This is a genomic window from Streptomyces sp. NPDC001617, from assembly GCF_053596855.1.
In genome coordinates, this window is the sequence record NZ_JBSFHA010000063.1 from 1 (window position 1) to 15,691 (window position 15,691).

The following is a 15,691-nucleotide window of genomic DNA, read 5'->3' on the forward strand; positions in this document are numbered from 1 at the left end:
AAGCCGTTCTTGCGGGTTGTTCGACCAGATCTGCCGCCAGATCTCGCGCGGGAATGCGGTGAACGCCAGGACGTCCCCCTGGGCGGCATCCAAGTCGGCCGCTGCTTTGGGAAACCTGGCGTCCAGGGCGCCGAGGACGTGCCGCATCAGGGCCTGGACCGCGTCGGTGTCGGGCTGTTCGAAGAGGGTCCGCAGCAGGGTGGCCACCCACGGCTGGGCCGATTTGGAGACCTGGCTCAGCAACGCGCGGGCGTAGTGAGTACGACATCGCTGCCAGCTCGCGCCGGGCAGGGTGGCGCCGATCGCGTTGACGAGGCCCATGTGTGCGTCGGAGATGACGAGTTGGACGCCGGACAGGCCGCAGGCGATCAGTGAGCGCAGGAAGGCCAGCCAGTCGGCGCCGTCCTCGGCGGTGGCCACGTCCAGGCCCAGGATCTCGCGGTGGCCATCGGTGTTGACGCCGACCGCGATCAGCGCGTGGACGTTGATGATCCGGCCGCCCTCTCGGACCTTCTGGGTGAGCGCGTCGACCCAGACGAACGCGTAGGGGCCGGTGTCCAGGGGGCGGTTGCGGAACGCGGCGACCTGCGAGTCCAGTTGCTTGTCGGGTGCGGTCATCGTGCTGATCTCCTTCGAGCTTCGGCACCTCGAAGATCAGCCGGTGGCCGTTCGTCTATGCGGGCACCATCCCGATGCCGGGACAAACCCCCGTATCAGATCAAACCCGTACAGCACTTCCCTGGACGCAACCCGCGCCGCGTTTGACATACCGTCAGCGCACGCCAGGAAGTTGCAGGCCTTCTCGGCAGAGCGCCGGTGCGGCAACTCCGTCCGGTGCACCAACTCGGCACGCTCGGGCTCGGACAGCGTGATCTCCACAGCAGAATGTCCCGGATGCGACATACCAACAGGGCAGTAACCAACCCTCAGGACGGGGCGGCCCACTCCTGCTTCACCTCAGGTGCAACGGCATCCGGGGCTGTCGGCCGCGAAGGACCGCGAAGGCGGCGGTGAGTGCGACCGCCGCCGCCGCTACCCGCAGGACCCATCGCCACAGCATGGGCGCGTCGGTCGCCGGCGTGGCCTCGACGGGTTCCGTGGCGGGCGCGGTCGCACTGCGCCCGGCATCCGCGAGCGCCCACAGCCGGTGTGCCTCCCGCAGTTCCCCGTGGGTCGCGCCGCAGGCCGTGCCGAACGCGTGCACAGGGCCGAAGCCGATGGGTACCTTGTCTCCCGAGCAGTAGCGGTGGAGGGCGGAGCGGCTGGTCCCGGTCCGCTGCGCCAGGGTCGCGTAGCTCACCCCCGCACGGCTCTTCAGCATCCGCAGATGCGCCGCTAATCGCTCAGCCGTATCCGATCGTTCCATGATTGCTCCCCCGTCAGCAGGTCGATGGAGCCGGCTCATGGAGGTGAACCGACCTTCGAACGAAGCGGCTTGTGAGCACCAGTCCGACGCGCGAACGGTGTCCAGGCCGTGTCCCACTCCCGTCCCAGCAGGAGGCCAAGTGCCGCGCTGAGCCGCCTGCCCGCGTCCCACCATCCCACCGAGGGCCGGTCCGTTGCCAGCCGTCGCACCCCATTGAAACCGTCTGCGCGGGCCGCCGGAGTCCATCTGTCACCGGCAGCCTCACAAGACCGTCGAGAGGGAGAATCGATGCGCTACACCAAGACCCTCGGCACCATCGCCGGAGCACTCGTGCTGGCGGGCGGATCCATGCTCGCCGCGTCCCCACCCGCCTCCGCACTCGCCGCGGCCCCCTCGGGCTGTCCGTCCGGGGCGCTGTGCGTGTACAGCGGACTGAACTACACCGGCAGCCACTCTTACCTGCAGGACTGCAACCGCTACTGGTCGGCCTTCGGCCGCGACAACATCAGCGCCTCGTGGTTCAACAACGGCACCAGCGGACGGTGGTCCCGCATCTGGGTGGACCCCAACTTTGGCAGCGCCAACTGGAGCGCAGACGCCCGCGGAACCGGTGACCCCGACGGGCGGGACCGCGTCGCGTACAACGCCGGCAGCAGCAACGACTGGCCGTGGAGCCCCAGCGACGCCGCGGCCTGCTGAGATGCGTTCTCACCGATCACTCGTGGGGGCATGCCTCGCCGTGGTGATCGCGACGGCGGCCGGCTGCTCCACGCCGGCCGCCCTCGGCCCCAGGTCCGCGCCCAACGGGCCCACCAGCACAGGGCCGTTGCCCAGGGCGCTGACCCCCGCAGAGGACGCCCGGCTGCTGTACGCCGAGGACCTGATCGTGCACGCGTGCATGGCCCGCTCCGGTCTGCGGTTCGTCGCCGAACCGCTCGCCGCCTCCTCGCGGCCCGCGGCGGAGCAGCGCTACGGCACCGCCGACATCGCCGCCGCCCGCGCCCACGGATACGGTTACAGCGAGACCCCCGCCGGACAACGGCGGGCCGACTCCACGTCCGCCGACCCGAACGAGGCCTACCAGCACACGCTCTCGCCCGACGCCCAGCGGGCCTACGAGACCGCCCTGTACGGCACTGCGGCCAGCCGCCCACAAGTCGAACTCCCTGATGGGCAGGGCCTGGTGATCGCCACGGAGGGATGCGTCGCCGAGGCACGCAAACGCCTGTACGGCGACGACCTGCGCGGCTATCTGATCAGCCAGCACGTCACAGCCAACCTGGAGGGACACATCGCCCAGGACGTACGTGACTCCAAGGCCTACCGGTCGGCGCTGGGCGGCTGGCGTACCTGCATGGCGAACCGCGGCTTCTCCTTCGCCACCCCGCAGGAGGCCAGGCAGGGTGGGGAGACCGCCGCGCACAAGGGCGGCCGGGCGGCGGAGATCCGCGTGGCCACGGCCGACGCCGAGTGCGGATGGGATCATCGGCTGCTCGCCACCGCGGTAGACCTGGAACAGGACCGGTTCGCGGATACGGGCCCCGAACTCACCGGCTGGATACGAGAGTTCCGGTCCCGGCGGCTGGCCGCACTGTCCAAGGCGCGAGAGCTGATCCGGGCCGAGTCCCGGAGCCGGGGATAAGGGGACCAGGGGAGAACCGCGTCGCGCTCGGCCGCGAGGATGACGGCTCGATGGAGAGCGGGCCGCACGAGGGGTTCGGCGACCTCCGGCCGACGCTCTTCCTCAGTCGCCGGGACGAGCCGGAACGGGGGAAGTCCCGGCTGCACATCAGGCGCGCGGCAGTCAACCGGAACCCGGCGTCAGGCACGGACGGGCCTCAGTCCTGCGCCGGCGGGGCCGACCCGACGTCCGACGGCCGCGACGTCGGCCAGCGGGTCACGAGCGGTTGATGCGCTTGGCCACCGAATACGCCAAGGCGAGGTACACCACGGCGGCCAGGCCGTAGTTGATCAGGATGCGCAGCCAGTCCGTTTGCAGTATGAACAGGTCGCGGGACCACCCGGCGAGCCAATCGGCAGAACTGTGGACGAACTTGACGAGCTCATTTGCCCGGTTCGCGCCCAACATATACAACAAGATCCACAAACCCAGGATGGCTGCCGCGACATCGGCGAGGATGGTTATGACGACCGCGGCTTGATTGCCACTGTATCTACTGGACATAACCGATATCGTACCCCCTAAGATCATCCCACAATCGAGTTGATCCTGAGCGTACGGAGAGTCCGCGGAAGACTACGCCTCGTTGATGCGGCCCGCGCGCCTGTGGCCGATGAAGTGGCAGGCAGCAGTGGGACAGACCGTGCTGCTCCGCCTTCGCCGTATGGCCACACCGCTGCCGCTATTCTTCCTCGCCGGCTCCAGCGCGGCCCGCAGCGCGACCCGGGCCAGGTCGACGCGCGACACCCCGCCGCCGCTCATGACCGCACCCGGGTGGTGTAGCCGCGAGCCAGGTGCCCCAGGCCCGACAGGCGGGTCACCTGGTCGACGAACACGCTGGTGAACAGCCCCCGCCGACACCTCGCCGTACCGGTCGATGTGCGCGAACACGATCTCGTGGTGCTTCGCCGCGCCGGTGCGCCAGTCCAGGACCTGCTCGCCGGTCAGGTTTTCGAGGACCAGCTCCTGATCGACGACGTCGGTTCTCCGGTTCCGGTGCGACGGGTGCGCAGGAGGCGGGACTAGGGATCTACGAGGTAGGCCTTCTCCCCCATCATCAGCGGTGCGTCAGCGGGCCACCGCACGCGCGACCACGCCCACCACCACGACGAGATCCGCCGGCTCAAGGTCGCCGCGTTCAGCCACCTCGACTACCCCGGTACCCGCCAGGCGGTCCAAGTCGTGCGGTGGCGACGCGACTTGAGCACGATGGCGCGGGCGGCTTTGATGGCGATTCTTGAAATCGGCTCTGGCCGCAGTTTCGTGACGGCCTTGAAGCTGGGCTGGACACTCCTACGGCATCCAAGCCGCCGTGCCCCGCACAGCAGGACCCCGCCACCCCCTGTGCGCGGGCAGCCTGTGGGGAACCGAATAAGGTGGGTGGGCGTCCTGAAGGCCATGATCAACGGTCCGAGGATGGCGGCACACGGGTGGAGACGCGGGGTGGCGGCTTCCGTAGTCGTGGTTGCGGCAGTCGTGGTTCTGGCCGGGTGCGGGAGCAGCACGCCGCAGCCCGTCGGGGATCCTGATCCGGGCGGACGGTTGCTTGCGGCAATCAAGCCGGTGCTTGCCGTCGCTCCGGCGGGGGCGCATATCTCTTCGAGGTACGCGACCAAGCCGACGTGGGACTCCTGTGATGGGATTGAGTCCACTTACGGCTGGGACGAGCCGACGGTGAACCTGGAGTTCACCGGCGGAGGCACGGACGCGCAGGTCGTCGCGCATCTGAAGTCAGCCCTGCGAAAGTCGGGCTGGATCTTCGACACCGCGAACTCCGCCCCCACCGGGCCCTGGTACTGGCACAAGACCGTGGCCAGGAACGTCCAGGGCACCGTGCAACTGCTGGGCGGTTCGGCCTTCGACCCCTCCGACTGGGACCTCCAGGCCACCACTCCCCCGGCCACCCACCCGATCACCGGCTGTTGAACTGTTCCCCACCTCCAACAACCGCTCACATTCGTCGAGCAGGTGCCGGGACTGTCCGAGCGGCACCGCCGCTCCAGCACCGGGCTGACAGGCTGGCTGCGGTCGATCGCGATCGAACTCGGCGGCCGTCCGGCCGCGCGGTTGTGCCGCTGTCTGCGGCTGGCCGCGGGCCGGACCCGGCTGCTCAGGCTTCTGACGGCGCCGACGGTGTCGGACCGTGCGCCGCGGGTGCTGGGGGTGGACGAGTTCGCCTCCACAAGGGCTGCACCTACGGCACCGTGCTGGTCGATGTCGAGGCCGGCCGGGTCGTGGACGTACTGCCCGACCGCACCTCCGCGACCTTCGCGGCCTGGCTCACCGAGCATCCCGGAGCCGAGATCATCTGCCGCGACCGGGCCAGTGCCTACATCAAGGCGGTCAAGGGAGCCGCTCCTCATGCCCTGGAAGTGGCTGATCGCTGGCACCTGTTGCAGAACCTGTCCGCTGCGATGGGGAAGACGTGTCATCAGCACCGCGACTGCCTGCGCAAACGTGCCGAGGAGGAGCCGGTGACCGAGGTGCCGGAGCTGCCTCCGATGCTGTTACCGCCCGGAACTGCCCCGCACCCAGATCATCGGACGCACCCGCCACCGCTACGAGGACATCCACCGCCTGCTGGAGAAACGCTGGACGATCAGCGCCATCGCCCGCCGTCTGAACCTCACCGCAAGACCGCGCGCCGCTTCCGCGACACCGATCTCGACGAGCTGCTGGCTTCCGCCCGCGAGCAACGCCCCAACGGCGTCCTGGGGCCGTTCAAGTCATACCTCAACGCCCGCTTCACCGAAGCCCAAGGCCAGGTCAGCGGCACCCGGTTGTTCCTGGAGATCCAGGCTCGCGGTTACCGCGGCGGCCGCCAGGTCGTCCGCGAACACGTCGCCGCTCTCCGCGCGGGCACCGCCGAACCGGTCCGGGCCGACATACCCAGCCCCCGCAAGAGCGCCTCGTGGATCATTCAGCCCGGAGGAACGCTCACCGAAAGCCAGGACGAGCGACTCCTCCAAGTCCGGCTCACCTGCCCGGACATCACCCGGGCCTGCGACCTCGCTCGGGCGTTCGCCGACCTGGTCCGCCACCAGCGCGGATACCTACTGCTGCAGTGGATCCGGCAGCCCGAGCAGGACGCCCCGAAGGCCATGAAAGGCTTCGCCGGCTTCCTCCGCCAAGACCTCGACGCTGTCACCGCCGACCTCACCCTCCCGTGGCGTTCCGGCGTCGTTGAAGGTCACGTGAACCTGGTGACAACGCTCAAGAGGGCGATGTACGGCCGAGCTTCGTTCGAACTCCCCCGGACCCGCATCCTCACCCAGCCATGAGATTCACGGATCAGGGGCGGGAACGGGGGATCGTTTCGGCAGAGGGCCTGCCCGGACGTCCCAGTCGCCGGTCAGGGCTGGATGTTCTCCAAGTCCTCCAGAAGGCTGGGGTGCTTGGGCTCCCAGCCGAGCGCCCGCCGGGTGTACGCGCTGGACGAGGGCTGGTCGCTCGCGAAGATCTGGCCGAGGGGGCCGAAGGTCTCCGCCGATACCGACTCGACCGGCAGGCCCAGCCGTCGGCCGATGACCGTGGCGATATCGCGAACCTTGTCCCCCTCGTCGGCCACGGCATGCCAGGAGGTACCCGCTTCCGCCTGTTCCAGGGCGAGCCGGAAGAGGACTGCCGCGTCGAGCGCGTGCACGGCCGGCCAGCGCTGTGCGCCGTCACCCGGGTAACCGGACACCCCGGTTCGGCGTGCGATGTCGGTCAACAGGCCGGCGAATCCGCCGGAGCCCTGGTTGTGAACCGTGCGCGGCAGGCGTACGGCGCTGCTGCGGACCCCGCGCGAGGACAGGCCCAGGACCGACGTCACCGCACGACTGCGACCGCCGACCGGCCCCTCGGTCATCAGCGGGTCGGCCTCAGTGGAGGCGCGGCCGGGTACGTAGGGCGTACCCGAGCAGGTGACGAAGGGGCGGTCGCTGCCGACGAGTTCCTCGCCGAGGGCCGCGAGGGCGGCACCCTCCTCCGCGACCGACTTCGCGAGGGTGTCGGGGCTGCTGAAGTCGTGGTCGAACGCGAGGTGGATGACCCCTTCGGCCCGGGCGGCGCCGGCGCGAAGGGTGTCCAGGTCGGCGAGGGCTCCCCGGAGGGGCTCGGCACCGGCCGCCTCCACGGCCTGCGCGGATGCGTCGGAGCGAGCGAGAGCGAGGACGGTGTGGCCGTTGTCGAGCAGTTCGGCGACGACAGCGGAACCGATCAGACCGGTGCCGCCGGTGACGAAAACGCGCATGGAAAACTCCCCACGAGTGATGGGACTCTTGTCCCATCACTCTACTCCAGTGATGGGACAAGAGTCCCATCGCTTAGGATGGTGACCATGGGTAGATGGGAACCAGGCGCACGCGAACGCCTCGTCGTGGCTGCCGTCGACCTGTTCACCGAGCAGGGGTACGACGCCACGACGGTCGCGCAGATCGCCGAGCGCGCAGGGGTCACCAAGAGCACCTTCTTCCGGCACTTCCCCGACAAGCGCGAGCTGCTGGTGGCCGGACAGGAGACGCTGAGCCGACTGCTGACCGAGGGGATCGCCGACGCGCCCGCTGACGCCAGCCCGCTTGAGGCGGTCGCCGCCGGTCTGGAGCGCGCGTCGAGCGCGATGGGCCCCATGAGCCGCGAGCTCGCGCCTCGCCTGAAGGCGGCCGTCGCCGCCAGCGCCGAACTCCAAGAGCGTGACGCCCTCAAGAGCGTCAGCCTCGCGGCCGCGATGACGAACGCTCTGGTCGCCCGCGGCATACCCGATCCAACCGCGGCTCTGGCGGGCGAGCTGGGCGTCCTCGCCTTCAAACGGGGATACGCCCAATGGTCCGAGGGCGACCGTGACAGCAAGGACGACCTCGCCGGGTACACCCTGGCGGCCCTGAACGAATTGCGTGCAGCGAGCGCCTCGCTGGGCTGACTGGCAACCTCACCCGCAGTTCACGGAACTGGAACGCGGGATCGTTTCGGCAGGGTGTTTCCTGCCGTGGCGAGCAAGACGGTCAAGGATGTGCCGTTTCCCGGGATCGATGTGTGGGTGGGGCAAGTGAGCGATGCCTCCGGCGTCCTGGTGGTGGAGGCGGTGTCGACGGCTCGTCCGGGCCAGTGCCCGGACTGCCAGAAGCAGGCGAGGCGCGTACACAGTACCGAACCAACGCACGCTGGATGAGCGGCCGTCGGGCTCTCCCCGGGTCAGGGTCCGGCTGCGGGTGCGCCGTTACTTCTGCGACCGGAAGAGCTGTTCCCGTAAGACGACCTCGTGGAGCATGCGGCCCCGTGCGAGGCTCACCGACAGCCAGAACGAGCGGCTGCTTCAAATCCGGCTCGCCTGCCCAGACATCACCCGGGCCTGCGATCTCGCTCGGGCGTTCGCCGATCTGGTTCGTCACCAGCGCGAATACCGGTTGCTGGAGCGGATCCGGCAGGCCGAGCAGGACGCCCCGAAGCCCACGAAGGGCATCGCCGGCTTCTCCGCCAGGACCTCGACACTGTCACAGCCGGGCTCACCCTCCTGTGGAAATCGGGGGTGGTCGAAGGCCACGTGAACCGGGTGAAAACGCGCAAGCGATGTATGGGCGGGCCTCGTTCGACATCCTCCGCACCCGCATCCCCACTCAACTATGAGACGTCATGCCGACGGTTCCTGCTGGCCCTCTACGCTCCTCACGTGCGCTATCTGGCAGAGTCCTTCGCCCTGGGAACCTGAGACGGGGTCGGCCTGTCGAGCAGTTCCTTGGTCCTCCCGGCTCACCCGAGCATCCCGGCATCCACTACGTCGAGATCAGGCCGGCCAAGACCCACTACGACATCTTCCTGCACACCCTGGAAGATGTCGGTCACGACAGCTTCGCTGACCTGGTTGAGTTCCCTCCCCTGACCCCGACGACGAGGAAGAGGAGTTCGGCCGCCTTGTCGCGACTCGCGACGACCCGCCCGTCGCCCTCGCAGCCGCTGAAGACATCACCGGAGCAGTACGCAGAAGGTGGGTCCACGCAGGTGTGGTTCCAGGATGAGTATCGCGACTACGTGATGGCCGGACGGCCAGCAAACAGCTCACCAGATGGACACCCCTGGCCGGTGCCGCCGTCCAGGTCTTGACGATCAAGTCGGATCACGGAACTGCGGACAGAGCCAATCTCGAGGCCACCAGTGGGGCGCTAAATGGCCGCACACGGGGAGCTCGGCATGGCCGCCGCCACAACAGGGCTGCCACAAGCTTTCGAGATCGCTTGACCTTGCCCCAGAGGGAAGGGCGACAGTGTCTCCGTAGATCACACGAGTGAGCGTCGTGCGCTCGCCAGCCGCGCAGGACGAAGAGGGGGAGTTCAAGTGACGGCGACCGGCGTCATCCTCGATATCGGTGGCGTGCTGGAGATCACGCCGGAAACGGGGTGGGTGCAGCGGTGGGAAGAGCGGCTGGAGTTGCCGCTCGGTACTGTGCATGAGCGGATGCGCGACGTGTGGCAAGCCGGGAGCGTCGGGAGTATCAGTGAACGAGAGGTCCACGAGCAGGTGGCAGCACGCTTGGGCCTCGACGCGCCCCAGGTTGAAGCCTTCATGGCTGATCTCTGGGCGGAGTACTTGGGAACGCCTAACGAGGAGCTCATCGCTTTTGTGCGTGGGCTGCGAGGTAGCTGCAGCCTCGGCATTCTGAGCAACAGCTTCGTCGCGCCCGGGAGCGGGAGACGGCGTTGTATCACTTCGACGAACTGGTCGAGCAAATCGTGTACTCGCACGAGATCGGCGTCGAGAAGCCGGACCCGCGTGCTTTCGAGGTCGTATGCGCCAGCCTGGAGGTGCGGCCGGACAGCTGTCTGTTCATCGACGATTTCACAGTGAACATCGAGGCTGCTCAGGCAGCGGGCATGCAGGCGCATCTGTTCGAGGACAACGCCCGGACGATTGCGCGCATCGCCGCCCACTTGGAGGCTGGTCCCCGGCTTGTAGGGCCTGTCCCGCTCGGATGATGTCGGCCTGGCCGGCCTTCAGCGGTTGCCGGCCAGGCGGTGGAGCGGTTGGTCAGCCCGCTTCCGCATGTTCGGCACAGGCTCGGGTGCTGGCGAGGCGGTAGGAACCGGTGCCGGTGTCGATGAATGGTGTCGTTGGAGGTGAGGCGGTCGACGATGGCCGCGCAGAGACGAGGATCGGTGATCGTCTTCGTCCAGCCGCCACACGACTCGTTGGAGGCCATCGCGACGCTGTTCTTCTCCTCACGCTCGGTCAGGACCTGGATCAGCAAAGATCGACGCGGCTGTAGCGGGCGATGGTCTTGTCCTCGGTCTGAGCGGCTCTGCAGGCTTCCAGGGCGACCGCGTCCGCGGTCAGGGCCCCGGCCCGCAACGCTGTCGCCAGGCCGGCGACCACGTGCTCGTGCGGGATGTGCCGGGCCATCAGGAGCACCTCGATCAAGGCCCGGGTGCCCTCAGTGTCGCCGTGTGCCTTGACCGTTGCGGCCCACCAGGCGTCATGGACAGGGTCGTAGTAGTCGGTGAGTCACCGAGCCCCGGCCGCACCGCCGCCCACGTCCCCTCCCCGCAGTGGGCCGCTCCGCCACCGCCGACCACCGAACGCTCCGGCGGGTCTCAGGCCCGCATGGGTGCCAACCACCGTTCCGCGCGACCCTGCTTGTCGGAGTCCCCAGAGCGGCGCGCGTGCGCCAGCAGACGGGCGCGCAGCGCTTCGGGCAGTTCGGCGACATCCCGCTTCTGGCGCGGGCGGGTCTTCCAGCCCACCAGGTGCCGCACGGCCCCGGCATCGTGCCGATCCTCGGCCCGCGGGTCGGCCAGGGCGGCGAGCAGGCCGGCGATCGGCACCCTGCCGAGCAGTTCGCCAGGCACGCCCTCGTGGACGGGGTAGCCGGAGCAGCGCCCGCTGCCGGATCCGTACCAGTCGAGCAGGGCCAGCACCCGCTCCAGCGGGTCGGGGAACGTCAGCTGCAGTCGGTCCGTGAGTTCCACGAGCAATTCGGAGGAGGGACTGCCGCCGACACGGGAGAGGTCGAGGATTCGGTCGGCGATCCCCTCCAGTCCGGCGGGCATCGCGGCCAGCCAGTTGCGCTCCTGTTCGGCCCCTTCCTCCGCCCGTAGCCGGTCGGCCTCGAACTGCTGCATGGGGCCGGGCATGCCGTGCCCGTCCAGCCACGCCAGGAGCAGGCGGCCATCGGCGAGGACAGCGTCGCTCTCCCATTGGCCCCACCTCAGCGTCGCCCCGTGGTGAAGGACGACGACTGCAAGCCTCCCACCGGACCGGTCGAACAACTCGAAGCGGACATCGCCGAGACACATGCAGTGGAACCCAGGCAGCGATTCCACGGCCATGGCCGTCCTGAGCCGCGCCAACCTCGCCGGATCGGAGAGGTCCACCCGGATCTCTCCGTCCACGCCAACCCCGCCCACCGAGCTCACCTGGACCAAGTGCGCCTGCTGCAGCAAGCTGTCCAGCGCTGTCGTCCCGTCCACAAACCGATCCCTCCCCGCCCCGGCCGCAGGCCACCGCTCCACAGCCCGCCCGATTCCACCGCAGCCCCGACCGCCTCGCAACCCGGTTCCTCCGCGCCCGCACTTCAGCTCGTGTGGACTCGCGAGAGCTGCGGCCGCAGCTGGGCTGTTCGGCGAGGTGCCGCGGGAGTTCGGCGAGCCGTGGAGGCAGCAGCACGGGGGCCCGCATCGTCTTCGCGTCGAGGCCCTGTCGGCCGATCCCCGGGAACCGGCTCGACAGCGGCTCTACCGGGCGCATCGCCTCGTCCAGAAGAATCGGCGTGCCCGTCGAGGTCGTCGCCGCTCAAACGGCTTGCTGAGGTCTGTAGGGCGAACGTCGGCCACGTCCCCTGCCTTCCAGACCTTTCGGCGGTCTGTGAAGAGGAGTTGCACCGAGCCCCAAGGGACCAGACACCTCGCGGGATTGAGGAACCAGTCAACCACCCTGCCTGACCAGCTGGGCAGCGGTCACACGCGGCTCTCAAGGCCGCCCGTAGGAGGACAATCCATGTCACGGCGCCGCATGGTTCCCGTCCCTGCCGCAGTCCTGCGGGCGGGCTCGATTCTGCGCCCTGGGCCAGATCCGGGCATGAAATCCATAAGTAACAATCAAGGAATGGATGGGCAATCTGCGTGAGCCACTCTCGCCTTGGTCGTCCGGCGATTCGTAGTCGGCACTGAATGCGGAGGGGAGCACGATGCGCCTCGTCAGCGAGCGTTTCACGGACCTCCGGTGCCGTGTGCATCAGTCGGCCTGGACGCGTGGGCGCGTGGCTCACGGCGTACATCCGGCCTCCGAGGGCTCGCATGCCTGACCGCGTGCCGACGACCCGCGGCCGATCCCCCCGCCCGGCTTGCAGCTCCGCGGCGTCGCTTTCCTGAGATCGGCCCTTTGCCGGTTGTCTCTCCCACGCGTTTTCCCGTGTCGGTGTCCTGGTCCGTGCCTCCGCGCGCGCATGCCGGGTCGTCCGGCGGCGTACCCCTAGAAGGACCTTCGCATGACGACTGCCCTGCCCCGGCCTGCTCTGCCCAGGGACTGCACATTCGACCCCGACGACTGGGCGATCCTCGCCCAGCACTGGTATCCGGTCGCCCTGTCGAGCGAGATCGGCGATGCCCCCACCGCCGTACGCCTGCTGGACGAGACCCTGGTCGCCTATCGGGTGGGCGGCAGCGTGGTCGTGGCCCACGACATCTGCCCGCACCGGGGTGTACCGCTCAGTCTCGGCGCGGGCGACGGCACCGGCATCACCTGTGCGTACCACGGGCTGCGTTTCGGTGACGGCGGGCGGTGTGTGCAGGTGCCGGCCCATCCGGAGTCGAAGATCCCGTCCCGGCTGAACCTGCGGACCTACCCCGTCGTCGAGCGGTACGGACTGGTGTGGACCTGCCTGCGGCCGGCCCCGGACGTCGTCCCGGTGATCCCGGCCATGGCCCACTGGGACGACGAGGGATTCCAGCAGATCAACTGCCCCAGCATCGACATCGCCGCGTTCGCCGGCCGCCAGGTCGAAGGCTTCCTGGACGTCGCCCACTTCGGCTTCGTGCATCTGAATTCCTTTGGAGACCCCGGCGACACCGTGGTGCCCGACTACACCCCGGTCCGCCACGAGCACGGGTTCTCCGTGGACTACTGGAGCACCGCCTCCAACTACCCGCACGGCAGCGACAAGCAGGCCCCTCCTGGCTTCCGGTGGTTGCGCCACTTCGACGTCCACCTGCCGTTCACCGCGACGCTGGTGGTGCACTTCCCCGGCGGAGGGCTGCTGAACATCATGAACGCCGCCTCGCCGGTGTCGACCCGTCAGACGCGCATGTTCGCCCCGATCGCCCGCAACTTCGACACCGACCAACCCGTGCAGGGCGTATACGACTTCAACCGCACGGTCTTCGAAGAGGACCGGGCCATCGTCGAGGTCCAGAAACCCGAGAACCTCCCCCTGGACCCCAAGCTCGAAGTGCACATCCCGGCCGACCGCAGTTCCATCGCCTACCGCCGCGGACTGCGCGACCTGGGCCTGAGCCACTTCTTCACCGCGTAGGGGCCCGCGGTGAAGAGCCTCGACGTCATCGTCCACGCGATCTCCCTCGCCTCCGCCACCAGCCACAGTTACGAACTCCGGGCAGCGACGGGGGAAGCCCTGCCGTCCTTCGAGGCAGGCGCTCACATCGACGTCCACCTCGGGCCCTCCCTCATCCGTCCGTACTCGCTGTGCAACTCCCCTCGGGACAGCGGCCGGTACCTGATCTGCGTGCGGCGCGACGATGACGGCCGGGGCGGCTCCCGCACCCTGCACCGCGAGCTCGCCGTCGGCCGGCGACTGCGGATCTCGCCCCCGCGTAACCGCTTCCCGCTCGTGGTGGCCCGGCGCCACGTGCTGGTCGCGGGCGGCATCGGCATCACGCCCCTGCTGTCGATGGCCGAATCCCTGACCACGCGAGGGGAGGCGTTCGTCCTGCACCACTACACCTCCAGCGCGGCGGAGTCCCCGCTGCTGGAAAGGCTCCAGAGCTCCGCCTTCGCCGAGCGGACCGTGGTCCACCACAGCGACCAGGGGGACAGCGTCCGCACCGGGCTGCCCGCCGAACTGCTGACCCCGGACCCGCACACGGCCGTGTATGTCTGCGGGCCCGACGGCTTCATGGCCCATGTCATGGCCGGGGCGACCGCCGCCGGCTGGCAGCCCGGCCAGATCCACACCGAACGCTTCGCCCCGGCAGCCCCCGTGCCTGGCGGAGACGAAGTCGCTGCCGAATTCACCGTACGGATCGCCAGCACCGGCATCGGCTACCCCGTTCCTGCCGACCGCACCATCGCCGACGTCCTCACCGCCAACGGCGTCGAGGTCGAACTGTCCTGCGAGCAGGGCATCTGCGGCGCCTGCCTGACCCCCGTTCTGGCCGGCGAACCCGACCACCACGACGAGGTCCAGACCCCGGACGAGCGCGCCGCCAACGACCGGATCACCATCTGCTGCTCCCGCGCCCGCACCCCCGAACTCCTCCTCGATCTCTGATCCGACCGAGCCCCGCCGCTCGGCACCACGCGAAAAGGAACCACCCCGATGACCCACAGCATGAGCAGTGACGACAGAGCGTTCGCGGCCACCGGCCGCCGGCTTTTCCTCAAGCGGGGACTACAGCTGGGCGGTGCCGTGATGCTCGGCGGTCCGCTGCTCGCCGCATGCGGTGACTCCGACTCGTCATCCGCAGCCTCCTCCGCGTCTTCCGGTGCCAAGAGTTTCGGTGAGCTGACGCTGCGGCTGTCCTGGATCAAGAACGTCGAGTTCGCGGGCAGTTACATCGCGGACAGCAAGGGCTACTACACGGACGAGGGCTTCTCGAAGGTCACGCTGATCGGCGGTGGTCCGTCCGCGACGCCGATGGAGACGGACGTCGTCACCAAGAAGGCGCTCGTCGCGATCAGTGCCCCCGACATCACCGGCGCCGCCGTCGCCAAGGGCGCGCCGCTGAAGATCATCGGAGCGCAGTACCAGAAGAACCCGTTCTGCATCATGTCGATGGCCAAGGATCCGATCGCCAAGCCGGAGGACATGTACGGCAAGAAGATCGGGGTCCAGGCGGGCAACGAGTCCGTGTGGGCGGCGTACATCAAGGCCACGGGGCTGGACGAGTCGAAGATCACGAAGGTGCCGGTGCAGTTCGACCCGCTGCCCCTGACCCAGGGCACCGTGGACGGCTGGTTCTCCTTCGTGACCAACGAGCCGAACACGCTGCGCCTGAAGGGCTTCAAGGTCGCGACAATGCTGCTCGCCGACACCGGCTACCCGCTGGTCTCGGAGACGTACATCGTCCGCCAGGACACCATCGACAAAAAGCGTGACCTGCTCAAGGCGTTCCTGCGCGCGGAGATCAAGGGCTGGAAGGCGAGCATCGCCGACCCGGCGCTCGGCGCGAGGCTCGCGGCCGAGACGTACGGCAAGGGGCTCGGGCTGACGACCAAGGAGCAGACCCTCGAGTCCGCGGACGAGAACAAGCTGATCGTGAGCGCCGACACCACGAAGAACGGCCTGTTCACGATCACGCCGAAGCTGATCGAGGAGAACCTCAAGACGCTGAAGTACGGCGGCCTCGACATCACCGCCGCCAAGCTCTTCGACCTCTCGATCATCGAAGAGATCTACAAGGAGAACCCCAGCCTCATCTGAGGCTCCGCCGGTACCGGTG

Annotated in this window: 15 protein-coding genes and 3 pseudogenes; 11 read left to right on the forward strand and 7 right to left on the reverse strand. The window is 68.6% G+C overall.

What is annotated here, in order from left to right; genetic code table 11:
• Positions 1–639 (reverse strand): annotated as a pseudogene (locus tag ACWC09_RS35975) (IS256 family transposase); the annotation flags it as partial.
• A gap of 313 nt (positions 640–952) precedes the next feature.
• Entirely contained in the window at positions 953–1,366 is a 414-nt protein-coding gene (locus ACWC09_RS35980; RefSeq protein ID WP_450855208.1) for a helix-turn-helix domain-containing protein, read from the reverse strand.
• Between the two features lie 288 nt (positions 1,367–1,654).
• Here ACWC09_RS35980 and ACWC09_RS35985 point away from each other — a divergent pair, with 288 nt between their 5' ends.
• Both ACWC09_RS35985 and ACWC09_RS35990 read left to right on the forward strand, forming a co-directional pair.
• Positions 1,655–2,065, forward strand: coding sequence for a peptidase inhibitor family I36 protein (locus tag ACWC09_RS35985; protein ID WP_450855209.1), 411 nt, complete (start codon positions 1,655–1,657; stop codon positions 2,063–2,065).
• Between the two features lie 22 nt (positions 2,066–2,087).
• Entirely contained in the window at positions 2,088–3,008 is a 921-nt protein-coding gene (locus tag ACWC09_RS35990) for a hypothetical protein (protein WP_450855210.1), read from the forward strand.
• A 255-nt stretch (positions 3,009–3,263) separates the two neighbouring features.
• On the opposite strand, the gene ACWC09_RS35995 is transcribed toward ACWC09_RS35990, so the two are convergent.
• The gene (locus tag ACWC09_RS35995; RefSeq protein WP_450855211.1) at positions 3,264–3,551 is read right to left on the reverse strand and encodes a hypothetical protein; all 288 of its coding nucleotides are present in this window, start codon (positions 3,549–3,551) and stop codon (positions 3,264–3,266) included.
• A gap of 336 nt (positions 3,552–3,887) precedes the next feature.
• On the opposite strand from ACWC09_RS35995, the gene ACWC09_RS36000 reads away from it, so the two are divergent.
• The 3 genes from ACWC09_RS36000 (at position 3,888) to ACWC09_RS36010 (ending at position 6,328) form a co-directional block, all read left to right on the forward strand.
• Positions 3,888–4,073: a hypothetical protein gene (locus ACWC09_RS36000; RefSeq protein ID WP_450855213.1), complete on the forward strand. Its 186-nt coding sequence runs from the start codon at positions 3,888–3,890 to the stop codon at positions 4,071–4,073.
• 648 nt (positions 4,074–4,721) lie between these two features.
• Positions 4,722–4,973: a hypothetical protein gene (locus ACWC09_RS36005; protein ID WP_450855214.1), complete on the forward strand. Its 252-nt coding sequence runs from the start codon at positions 4,722–4,724 to the stop codon at positions 4,971–4,973.
• A gap of 143 nt (positions 4,974–5,116) precedes the next feature.
• Complete coding sequence (locus tag ACWC09_RS36010) at positions 5,117–6,328, forward strand: ISL3 family transposase (protein ID WP_450855216.1); 1,212 nt, start codon at positions 5,117–5,119, stop codon at positions 6,326–6,328.
• A 71-nt stretch (positions 6,329–6,399) separates the two neighbouring features.
• Here ACWC09_RS36010 and ACWC09_RS36015 read toward each other — a convergent pair whose 3' ends face one another.
• Positions 6,400–7,281 carry an SDR family oxidoreductase gene (locus ACWC09_RS36015; protein WP_450855218.1) on the reverse strand — a complete coding sequence of 294 codons (882 nt, stop codon included), beginning with the start codon at positions 7,279–7,281 and terminating at the stop codon, positions 6,400–6,402.
• Positions 7,282–7,368: 87 nt separating this feature from the next.
• On the opposite strand from ACWC09_RS36015, the gene ACWC09_RS36020 reads away from it, so the two are divergent.
• From ACWC09_RS36020 to ACWC09_RS36030, 3 genes and pseudogenes are all read left to right on the forward strand, one after another.
• Positions 7,369–7,947: a TetR/AcrR family transcriptional regulator gene (locus ACWC09_RS36020; RefSeq protein WP_450855220.1), complete on the forward strand. Its 579-nt coding sequence runs from the start codon at positions 7,369–7,371 to the stop codon at positions 7,945–7,947.
• Between the two features lie 346 nt (positions 7,948–8,293).
• Positions 8,294–8,572 (forward strand): hypothetical protein, encoded by a 279-nt coding sequence (locus tag ACWC09_RS36025; protein WP_450855221.1) that lies wholly within the window; start codon positions 8,294–8,296, stop codon positions 8,570–8,572.
• A gap of 784 nt (positions 8,573–9,356) precedes the next feature.
• A pseudogene (locus ACWC09_RS36030) lies at positions 9,357–9,994 on the forward strand (HAD family hydrolase).
• Between the two features lie 52 nt (positions 9,995–10,046).
• Here ACWC09_RS36030 and ACWC09_RS36035 read toward each other — a convergent pair.
• The 3 genes and pseudogenes from ACWC09_RS36035 to ACWC09_RS36045 form a co-directional block, all read right to left on the reverse strand.
• Positions 10,047–10,266, reverse strand: a pseudogene (locus ACWC09_RS36035) (ATP-binding protein); the annotation flags it as partial.
• On the reverse strand, positions 10,260–10,436 hold the full coding sequence (locus tag ACWC09_RS36040) for a hypothetical protein (RefSeq protein WP_450855223.1): 177 nt from the start codon (positions 10,434–10,436) through the stop codon (positions 10,260–10,262). The pseudogene ACWC09_RS36035 and the gene ACWC09_RS36040, both read right to left, overlap by 7 nt.
• A gap of 173 nt (positions 10,437–10,609) precedes the next feature.
• The gene (locus ACWC09_RS36045) at positions 10,610–11,485 is read right to left on the reverse strand and encodes a hypothetical protein (RefSeq protein ID WP_450855224.1); all 876 of its coding nucleotides are present in this window, start codon (positions 11,483–11,485) and stop codon (positions 10,610–10,612) included.
• Positions 11,486–12,501: 1,016 nt separating this feature from the next.
• Here ACWC09_RS36045 and ACWC09_RS36050 point away from each other — a divergent pair.
• Genes ACWC09_RS36050 through ACWC09_RS36060 form a run of 3 tightly spaced genes read left to right on the forward strand, consistent with a single transcriptional unit; the run spans position 12,502 to position 15,672 of the window.
• A complete protein-coding gene (locus tag ACWC09_RS36050) occupies positions 12,502–13,545 on the forward strand; it encodes a Rieske 2Fe-2S domain-containing protein (protein ID WP_450855226.1) in 1,044 nt (347 codons plus the stop codon).
• A gap of 9 nt (positions 13,546–13,554) precedes the next feature.
• On the forward strand, positions 13,555–14,520 hold the full coding sequence (locus ACWC09_RS36055; RefSeq protein ID WP_450855228.1) for a PDR/VanB family oxidoreductase: 966 nt from the start codon (positions 13,555–13,557) through the stop codon (positions 14,518–14,520).
• Between the two features lie 48 nt (positions 14,521–14,568).
• Positions 14,569–15,672 carry an ABC transporter substrate-binding protein gene (locus ACWC09_RS36060; protein ID WP_450855230.1) on the forward strand — a complete coding sequence of 368 codons (1,104 nt, stop codon included), beginning with the start codon at positions 14,569–14,571 and terminating at the stop codon, positions 15,670–15,672.
• Positions 15,673–15,691 lie beyond the last annotated feature (19 nt).